We start from the raw sequence: 9890 nt of genomic DNA, 5'->3' as shown, positions 1-9890 counted from the left end.
TATGGCTTTTAGACTAACTCATTATGGCTTTTAGGCTAACTCACTATGGCTTTTAGACTAACTTACTATGGCTTTTAGGCTAACTCGTTTTTACTTTACTCACAGGGGGTTTATTTGTATTGTGGCTTAAAATAAAAAGGCCATAGCAATGACTAAAATTAAAACAAAAAAAGACAATAATCAGCTTATTGTGCAATCAAACGAAGTAACCGAGGCCGCATATCACTTATCAATAAAGGGTAAGCGCGTTTTATGGCTATGCTTGGCGCAAGCGTACCAAAGCGATAGCGCAAAAGAGGGCGTGTTTTTTATTAGTGTACACGATTACCAGCATTATTTTGAAGTGGGCAAGGTTACGGCGTCAAAAGACGTTAAATTAGGCGTAGATGAGCTGCTGCGCAACTATGTTTCTTTTTACCCTACTACGGGTGATTATGAAGAAATATCGCGGCCTTGGCTCTTAGAGCAAGCGCGCAAAGTTGAAAGGGGCGTGTTTAAGATTGAGTTTAACCCCCGTTTAGTGCCTTATGTAACGGGCCTATCTGAAAAGTTTACGCAATTTTATTTACAGCACTGCGGCAAATTAAATAATTCGCGCACCATTAGACTTTATGAAAGCTTATGCCAGTGGCGCAATACAGGCGTTTGGCGGGTCGATGTTGCATGGCTTATAGAACGTTACGATTTACCAGCTACGCAAGCGGCAAATTACGCAGAGCTTAAGCGTAAATTTTTAATTCCGGCCGTTGCGCGTATTAACGACAAAACCCCGATCAATGTAACGTTTAAAGAAATTACAGGGGTGGGTAATAAAGTAACCGCTATATTATTTAACATGACAGATAGCGCAGCAAATTAAGCGCTATGGCTTTTAGACTAACTTAATGTGCTTTCCCGTTTACACTACACCCAACAAAACCCCTTACTATGGCTTTTAGGCTAACTTACTCTAATTACCGCAGTATAAACCGGCTAACTAGCCGCCTTTTACGATTGGTGGGCGTAAACGGGTAGGTTCCCGTTCACACTACACCCAATAAAACACCCTACTATGGCTTTTAGGCTAACTTAATCCAACTACCGCAGTATAAACCGGCTAACTAGCCGCCTTTTACGATTGGTGGGCGTAAACGGGTAGGTTCCCGTTCACACTACACCCAATAAAACACCCTACTATGGCTTTTAGACTAACTTAATAATTTATACTTTGTGACCTGTCACGCTTTTATTAAGTATCGGACTTAGGCGCACACTGTACTTTATTTAGCAGAGGGGCTTTGTGTTATGCACTCAATGCGCTTGCGCATGATAAACCCAACCCCTGTTTTTGTTGGCCGCGTGGGTGGTGGGCGTATAAAGCCCTTTAAGGCACGGAATTTGATTGCCCCCTTGATAAACCAAAAAATGGCACTGCGCTAAACGCTTTGATAATGCTTGTTTGCAATGCAATGTTAAAGCGGGGCACTAAGCCCCCGTAGCGCAGCTACGAAGTGGGGCGCTTCATCCATCTTTTATAAATACCGCCATGGGCGCAGCCCGTCGAGGCGGATTGCCTTATACACAGCTAGCTGTGCGTATAAGTTATTTAGCTGTTACTAAAGGTAAGATAATTTTGCACTTTAAAGTGAGCAAATGGCACATGTAACAAAATCAGGGTTGCACTTTATATGTATAAGTAAGGCATGGGCCTTTAAATGGGCATAAGGTGGTACCTAAATTGGCGGGTGTGTTTGGGTTTTATGGGGCTGGCTTATCAAAACAGCCAAGGGCAGGGCTAAAATTAAACGTAAGGCACGCAAAAAACCACGCTTATGCATGGTGGTATTTAGTTATTAAGTGGCTGGTTAGTGCGGCGGGGCGCTTGGTTCGTACTGCGCAATGGCTCGTAATTGGGCTAACTCTTGGTTAACTAAGCCTTTAAATACTTCAAGGCTCATTAAGCTGGCGCTTGCGCCTAGGCGGCTTAATACACGTTGCTGTGCAATGTGGCGTTGTTGCTCGGGGGTTTTTGGGTTAATTGCACGCTTAACTTTTGTTATAGCGCGCTTTTCTTTTATGCGATCAAACACTTTGCGGTAATGCGCCAGGCGTTGACGTTCTTTAATTTCGGTTACGCTCATAACGCCCAACTGTTCGGCTGTTAAGCCTAAACCACTGTTAACACCTTCTTTGCGTAAGTATTTTAAGCGGGCATTGCGTTGGCGGGCTACACGTTCGGGTGTAATACCCAATGCTTTAAAAAACAGCTCGGTTACTTCAAAGTATTTATCAACCCATTGGCCCGCGTGTTTATCCCACACTTGCCACTCTTTATGGGCCACGATCCACCCTAGATCAACCATATCTTTAAACGCACGGCTTACGCGGCTAATGCTGGGTTTAGGGGCGTAGCTTTTATCTAGCTTGGCTTTGTTAAGCTCGGTTTGGCTAATGGTGCTTAAACCGCATGCATCGGCAGCATTACGTAAGCTTATTTGTACTTGGTGAGTAACAATGTTTACGTGCTCACAAAATACAGTGGCCAATGCGCGCATGGCTTTTTCACGGTCGGGGTAATATATTTTTTGGCGGTTGGTAGCGGGGCGCATGTAGACGGCCGCGTCTGATTTAACGATATTTATTTTTTGCGATTTTTCGACAAGATCACGCACAAAGGCGAGGCGGGTAGTGTGATTACTTGGCACTGTGTAATTAGGATTTGCGTTTTTAACGCGGTTACAGTGCTGTAATGGGGTGTTATTATTATGTGTTTGCATTTGGGTCACTTGTTTTTTATACGCTTTAGGCATAAAATAAAAGCTCGTTTAAGCTCTTACTTGTGTGCTTGAGCGCAAAGCTGGCGCGGTGCGAGCGCCAGCTTTACCTTTTCTTATAAGTCCTGCTTTGTTAAAAGCGTTACCTCGTCCTGAATGGTTAATATAACACGAAATGTGTTATCTTCAAGTTAAAGATCACGCCCACTGTTTAAGTGATGGTTTTTTAGGCTATGGTTGGTTTTATTAACCGGCGGGGTTGTTATGCGCCTTGTTAAAGCGTTTGACTTACATCGGCAGGAGTAATAGCTGTACCTGTAAAGTATAAACTGCTGTCGTAGTAGTCATAATAAGTGTAGCCATTACCCACGCCATTTTCATCTAAATAAAATAAAGCGTCGGGCTGTGCTACGTTTCTATCTTCATTTGTAACACCTGTAATCTCTATTACGTCCGCAGTAAACGAACCTGAAGTATAACCCACAGACGATCCGACATTGGTTATATTAATATCGTAATCACTCCATGTTCTTGTTTCTGTGACTCCGTTTACAGTCAAAGTTATAAGGTTATCTAGGTTACGCGTGAATAATATATCCATTACATCGGTTTCAGCGGGAGTTATTTTAGCTCCTGTAGATGAAGATAGTCCATCAATGAAGGCGCGTATTTGACCCCCCGCAAAATCCAACCTAAAGCTGTCGCCACCATCCCCACCTATAAACAAGGATTGCTCACTAACATTATACGCTCTTATGCGAACGCTACATTCCCTACCTAACGTTAAAGGTCGGTTCAATACCATGTATTCATCGGTTATAGTTGTGTAATATCTAGCGAAGGTTCCCGTTCCAATAGTTAAAACCCGTCCAACCGCTGTTTTTCCTGTTGAAGATGTTAGGCTAATGTCCAGTAACTTGTTACCCCCAACGGATAAGAAATTTTCACCCTCTTGAGTAAGTTGTATTACATTCCCTTGTATTTGGTAAAGACCTTCAATATTAGTGCCTTGCGTAAAATCTACTGAAACATTACTAACCTCATTATCTATTAAACTAAAGGTTGTTACGGTATCTCCAGCTTTTTCCACGCCTTGAGTTAACTCTGAGTTTTCTATACTCAACACAGTAGATAGTCGAGGTATTGAGTATAGACCTAAATCGTCTCTAGTTGGAGCATCCCACCCCGCAAACACATCGTTCAGTGCGTCTACATAATAGGTTGAGCCTTTAAGGTTAACCGCATAATAATGATTACCCACTGGTGACTCTGTGAACGTGTTTGCTCCTGTACTGGATGCTGTGTTTGTACCTCTAATGAACTTCTGCCCCATCTGCGAAGGGTTGTTCAAGGCCGCAAAATAGGCGCACATAGGGTCCCAAGATCGCCTCCCATCCTCACTACCATGCGCGAAATAAGCATCTCTCATAATATCTACACCTAAAGTAGGGAAGACATCCTTTAAATTGCCGCCTGAAACAACTTGATTGCCTACGGCCACACCTGTAAAAAACATTTCTTTAGGGAAGTTAGCTAATACGTACTGAGTGGCTCTGCCCACTTCATTATTTGCATCGAAGTTGAACTCCGATCCACTTGGGTAAACCCCACCCACACCAACATAGCGTTCAACAGCTAGGTTAATCATATCCATACCGCTAGGGTATCCGTCAGATGCAGGGCTAAGCATAAAGTTTTTTAAGGCTCGTAACGTACCAAGAACAACTAAATCAAGTTTAACTCCGTCATCTATCGCTGACTGAAAGGCGCGTCGGTATGTTGTCGTAGAGTCTTCAACAAGTGCATCATCAGCTAGTGTATGCGGGTAGCCCAACACAGTACTATTGTAAGATGAACCTCCAGGTATAACTGTTGCTGCATGGTTTACACCAATAGCTAAATTTGGCCTTCCTCCAAACGTCATCACCGCATCAACAGGTGCAGCTAGGTTCAACCCATCCGTTTGATTACTCACAACTAAGCCAACGATATCGATATAGCCCAACCTCTCAGCCCACGTTAACACCCTTAATGCCCCGACATCATCACAATCTGTCTCCATATCAGTATCAATAAAAACACGGCGGGCTTTAGCATAATTAATCCACTGGCTATCTGAAACAGTACCTTGAATTGTGTACTCATTACCGAAATTATCAGTAACCGTTGAGCCTGAGCCCTCAGTGAAGTCTATGTAATGATGCTCGCCATTGTGATACCAAGATATACGTTCCCATACGGCCGCACAGTGTTCATTAACCCCGCTGCTTGCATTCTTAGCCATAGCGTAAAGATTAAGCGTTGCGCCTGTTACAGTGGCTTCGGTGCCGTTTTCTAAACCGTCCACATACGCTAAACCACTGCTTAATAAGCCTAGTGATTTAGTATCTGTGCCTACAGCATCAAACGTAGATTCCACACCGTTAACGCTTGAGATTAGGTTTCCGTTAGACGAACCTAAGCCAAACTCTTCACTGCCTGAAATTTGTTTACCTGTTGAATCCAAGTACGTAACTTGAAAAGCCATATCTGTATTTTCATCAGGAACAAAACCTAAATCGATATAATTATCTGTCCCGTTAGATTGGAACTTGTAACCTGATAAACTGATATTTGAAAGTATTTCACTTACGAGTGCACCACCCGAAAGGCTTTTAAACTCAGTTAAATTTGAACCGTTAAAAGTGTCGGCCTGAATAATAACCCCCGCGCCAACCGTACCGGAATTGCCGAGGTTTATTTCTACTTCTTCACCACTTACAGGCTTAACACCTGCATATAGCTCATTACGGTTTAAATCCGTTACTCGCACAAATATTTCACTTAGTGCTTGTGGGATTTGTTTCATATTAAATTTTACTATATTAGCCATGTTTCACTCCAAATAAGCTTAGTTAGGGCTTAGCCCCATGTAAATTGGTCTTTAAATGTAAATTGTTCGTTTGTTGGTTCTTCTGGGTCAACGGGATCGGTTGGTTCTTCTGGGTCAACTGGATCAGTTGGTAAGTTGCCACCAAATCGTGCTAGTAGCGCATTAAATTCAAGCTCCATTTGCTTAAGTGTTTTAACCGCTGTTTGTGTACCATCAAGATTAGAAAATGTAACCTGCCCCTCTTTGGTCTGCCAATCTTGCATTGCTTGCATATTGTCGTTTATTAGGGTGTTAGCATCTTTTAACGCGTTTACCGTGTCTTTAAAGTTTACGGTGGTGGGTATTACAATAGCGGGTTGGTTTAACTGGTTACTGTTTCGCCACGGTTTTACCAGCTCTATAACGTGCAAATTGTCGGTGTTTACATACGTGCGATTTATTTGTGCGGGGGCAAAATCGCCTACCACCAAAAAATCGCCATACTGTACTTGCTCGGGTGCTTCGTCACTGTTAATAACGGCGCTATTTTTCCCGTTATTTATACTTAATTGGCTGGCGGTGAATGCGGCCATGGTTAATCCTCTTATGAAATAATTAAAAGGCGCTGCAATCGTTTTAAGTGAAAGTGCAGCGCCAATTTAGATTTTGTTATGTGCCTAGTCCATCCACGCGCTATACCATTGCCCCGCTGATCCGTAGTTTAACGTTACATCGTGGCCGCTTAGAGTATCTTTAATTAATGAGCCTGCGCCCTCGTCAAACGGGTAAAACCGGTCATCATTTACATTTGATGTATAAGCAATGTTATATATACCAAAGGTGGTATGCTCACTGGTTCCCGACGAGGCCGAACCTATGTAACGTATATCAACCGCGTCTATAATTGTGATTATAACGGTGTGCTCTTTTGTATCTAAAAGCGCGCTTATGTCGTCCCCATCTTGATAATCTGTCCCGTTGATTGTTACCGTGAACTTTTCACCGTACACGCCCAGTGTATTTACTTCGGTTATGTAAACGCCACTTGTAGCGGCTGACACTAGCACTTGATTTTGGCTTGTGGGTGAGGGGGTAAGCCTGCACACCATGCTAATAACATCACCTGCCACACACGATAAGTATTGTGTACCGTCATCGTTATATAAGGGAAAGTTCGAGGCGCTCGGTTCGTTAAATCGATACGCGGCTCTAAACGCATTGAAACGACAAACGCCCACGGTTTTACCCGCCGTATTAAAAATCTCAAGGCCATCTTTGGTTTTAATTACGTCTGTTACATAGTTATCTCTTAAGTAAACGCCGTTATTGCCTCGGACTGTCTGCCAATCTTCGGGTAGCGTATTTGCATATATCGAGCCCTTTTCAACTAAGGTTTGATTTGTGGCATTCATCGCCCATAGCTTTTTTACGGCTGTGGGTGCGTCGGCCCTAAATGAGTTGTTCATTAAATAAAGCTCGCGGGTTTGTGCATCACCAGCCTGCGTGTTGCCAATTAGCCAGCGTTCGCGGTCTGGTTTGGTGGTATCTAAACCCCAATTTCTAAATGAATTGCCGCGCAGTTCTAAAATGGCATCCTCATGTGTACCCACAAATACTAAACCTTGCACATTTTCAATCGTACAATTAGACACTTTTAAAAGTGAGTCATTACCGGTTGCGTAATCGCCGCCAGGTATAGTGGCAAAACTTTCTATATTTTTTGCGGTTACATTAGAAATTACAGGGCTGACGTTACCGCCCTCCGTCCATATTTCATCTATTGCGCGGCCCGCGCAGTTTTCTATCGTGCCGTCTGATATTTGCTCACACTGAATAATGCCGCGTTGGCAGCCGTTTATTTCAAAGTCACTTACGCGGCCTTTATGCACTTTAATAGCGGGGTTGATTGGGTAGTAATCTGCAAAGTTTGTATATTTGTATGAGCTTACTTTTACCGCCGACACATTCCCAAGCAATGCTTGTACGCCGGTGGTGCTTGATGGTACAAGCGTGCGGGCGTTTATTCTTCCGCGCCCCTGAGTAAACTTTACTTGAATGCCTGCGGCTATTTGGCTATCTTGCCGCGCATAATTATTACCTGTAATAGACGTATTTATAAGCACCACGTTTGAGGTAATAAACTGCCTTGTAGATGCGCCAACTTCAATCCCCGCCATAGTCCAATAATCTAATGTCCCCGTAGGATCAGATAATATATTGGCACTGGCAATGGTAATGTTGGTTAACTGAAACGTGTGAACATGCTCGGCGCGTATACCAATTAAACCCAGATCGCGGCCCACATAATCGCTTACACTGAGCGATGAGAGCGTAGGGCAATTTTCAGTGTTCATAAAACCAATGCCGCTGTTACCCACGTTAGAAGAACATTGACTAACGGTCATTGTTGGGGCTTCAATAATGTTATAGCTAAGTATATAAACCCCGCTTACAACTACGCCGTCGGCTTGCAATTCTGTGCCCGTTGCAAACCCATCGCCAAAATAAACATATTTTAAAAATAACTGATTACCTTGTATGCGGTGGATCACGCCTTGGGTGTGTTCGTCTGCGTCCTCGTCGCCGGTGTCTTTAACGGTTTGCCCTACTGTTAGGCTTGAGGCGTCGCTTACCACTAATCTAACAAGTGTTTGCGCGTTGGTTGAGCGCATGTGGAAATGCTGCTGCCCGTTTGTAAAATTGCCGCCGCCGGTGATGTATATTTGAAATTGGTCGTTAGTGGGCAGTGAATCAAAATCATGGCAGTTTTCAAAAACCAAGTTACGACAACTACGCCCGTTAAACCCTTCTTCGTGGCGGCGTTTGGTGGTTATATCTTTAAACGTGGCGGTTCTTGCGCCTATAACGTCGAGCCAATTACCGTCCTGCCCTTGGTGGGGAGTGCTTGACGATAACGGGTTGATATACCATTTTAGTTCAGGGTTGCCAAAAACCTCAGCCTGCAATGCTTGGTAAACTAAGGCTTTAGCTTGCTGTGCGGCGGTGGTGTAGTAATTTGTATCAAGGGTGCCTGCACCATCTCGCAAATTTGCCGCCATTCTAAAGTTTTGATTAAAGCCGTTGGCGTCTTGCTCGCCTCCTTCCCATGTAAAATCCCATTCGTCGAGATCATACCGGTTTATATACCACTCATTATTTGGGTTGTGTGAAACACTGAGAAAAGCCGAACCGGTAAAGTCTTTTTTTAGAATTTTAGAGCCGTGCGCTTTTACTCTGTAGCTGCGCGTTATGCCGGACTTATCCGAGTTATTATCAATGCGGATAACACCGCCAACTAAAAATGTTTTACCTGAGTTAAACACCAGCGTATGTTCGGGTTTTGAGTGCGTAAACATCGAAAATATACTGTCGTTATCTTCGCTTACGCTATCACCCTTAGCGCCGTATTGTAATAAGTTAACCTCACCATTTACCGCCTGCAGGCGCGCGGTTAAACCGTTGGCAATTTGTGGGTTGCCTAGTTCATCGCTTGGGCCATCATCGATAATATATTCACCGTGGCCGCCATCAGCGAGGCCGTGATACCCCAGTGTTTTTATAGCTTGGCCAACTTTTAAATGCTTAAGCTTTTTTAATTCACTAAACGTACTTACATAACTTAGCGCATCATTAAAAGTAATTTGCTTGTAATCACTGTTGCCTGTGGGGTTGGTGTTCGCAGCAACAACTTTAGCAGGCGCGCCCGCACCAATGTACGTGTATATTTTGCCATCTACATTAACGCCTGCGTCACCCTCGTTAATGTATTCAAAGCCATTAGCAAAAAAGCCATAATCACCACTTAACCCCTGCGCTATTAAAATAGCGCGGATTATTTGCGCGCCGCCTAATTGCTCTGCTAATGCGGTGGTGTCTAGCTCTATTTGCTTAAGCGTTTTAACGGTTGTTTGCGTGCCGTTTAGGTTGTTAAACGACACTTGGCCCGTTTGCGTTTGCCAGTTCTGCATTGCGGCCATGTTGTCGTTTATTACCGTGTTAGCATTTTGCAGGGCCGTTACTGCGTTTTTAAATTGGGCGGTGGTGGGTATAACAATAGCCTGTGCAGTATTAATGTTAGCCCCTTCCCACTCCCTTAATAACTCAATAAAATATTGGCCGCTTTCATCCACGCGAAAACTTTCAATTTCTTCAATAAAATTATGCGCGGCAATAACTAAAAAATCGCCACGGTTAACATGTTCGGTTGATTCATTGCTGTTTATTAAAACTGAGCGTTGCCCATTGGCAACGCTCACTTGGTTGGCAGTGTATGCAGCCATGGGGGT

General features: G+C 43.7%; 5 protein-coding genes. 1 reads left to right on the top strand and 4 read right to left on the bottom strand.

Annotation, left to right across the window (positions count from 1 at the left end; translation table 11 throughout):
* Positions 1–148: 148 nt before the first annotated feature.
* Positions 149–859 carry a RepB family plasmid replication initiator protein gene (locus tag H5090_RS17790; RefSeq protein ID WP_182696374.1) on the top strand — a complete coding sequence of 237 codons (711 nt, stop codon included), beginning with the start codon at positions 149–151 and terminating at the stop codon, positions 857–859.
* Positions 860–1844: 985 nt separating this feature from the next.
* Here the strand turns inward: H5090_RS17790 and repA are convergent.
* The 4 genes from repA to H5090_RS17770 form a co-directional block, all read right to left on the bottom strand.
* Positions 1845–2789 (bottom strand): plasmid replication initiator RepA, encoded by a 945-nt coding sequence (gene repA / locus H5090_RS17785; RefSeq protein ID WP_182696373.1) that lies wholly within the window; start codon positions 2787–2789, stop codon positions 1845–1847.
* Between the two features lie 238 nt (positions 2790–3027).
* Positions 3028–5625: a hypothetical protein gene (locus H5090_RS17780; RefSeq protein WP_182696372.1), complete on the bottom strand. Its 2598-nt coding sequence runs from the start codon at positions 5623–5625 to the stop codon at positions 3028–3030.
* A 29-nt stretch (positions 5626–5654) separates the two neighbouring features.
* The gene (locus tag H5090_RS17775) at positions 5655–6197 is read right to left on the bottom strand and encodes a hypothetical protein (RefSeq protein WP_182696371.1); all 543 of its coding nucleotides are present in this window, start codon (positions 6195–6197) and stop codon (positions 5655–5657) included.
* An 84-nt stretch (positions 6198–6281) separates the two neighbouring features.
* Positions 6282–9884, bottom strand: coding sequence for a hypothetical protein (locus H5090_RS17770; RefSeq protein WP_182696370.1), 3603 nt, complete (start codon positions 9882–9884; stop codon positions 6282–6284).
* Between the last annotated feature and the right edge of the window lie 6 nt (positions 9885–9890).

Origin of the sequence: Pseudoalteromonas sp. SR43-5 (genome assembly GCF_014163835.1) — a bacterium.
Lineage (GTDB): Bacteria > Pseudomonadota > Gammaproteobacteria > Enterobacterales > Alteromonadaceae > Pseudoalteromonas > Pseudoalteromonas distincta.
Note: the sequence above shows the minus strand (reverse complement) of the source record. Positions and strands in the feature narration are given on the sequence as shown.

Excerpts from the sequence above, each read along its gene's own strand:
- H5090_RS17790 (WP_182696374.1), top strand. The coding sequence starts at position 149 with ATGACTAAAATTAAAACAAAAAAAGACAATAATCAGCTTATTGTGCAA.
- repA (WP_182696373.1), bottom strand. The coding sequence starts at position 2,789 with ATGCCTAAAGCGTATAAAAAACAAGTGACCCAAATGCAAACACATAAT.
- H5090_RS17780 (WP_182696372.1), bottom strand. The coding sequence starts at position 5,625 with ATGGCTAATATAGTAAAATTTAATATGAAACAAATCCCACAAGCACTA.
- H5090_RS17775 (WP_182696371.1), bottom strand. The coding sequence starts at position 6,197 with ATGGCCGCATTCACCGCCAGCCAATTAAGTATAAATAACGGGAAAAAT.
- H5090_RS17770 (WP_182696370.1), bottom strand. The coding sequence starts at position 9,884 with ATGGCTGCATACACTGCCAACCAAGTGAGCGTTGCCAATGGGCAACGC.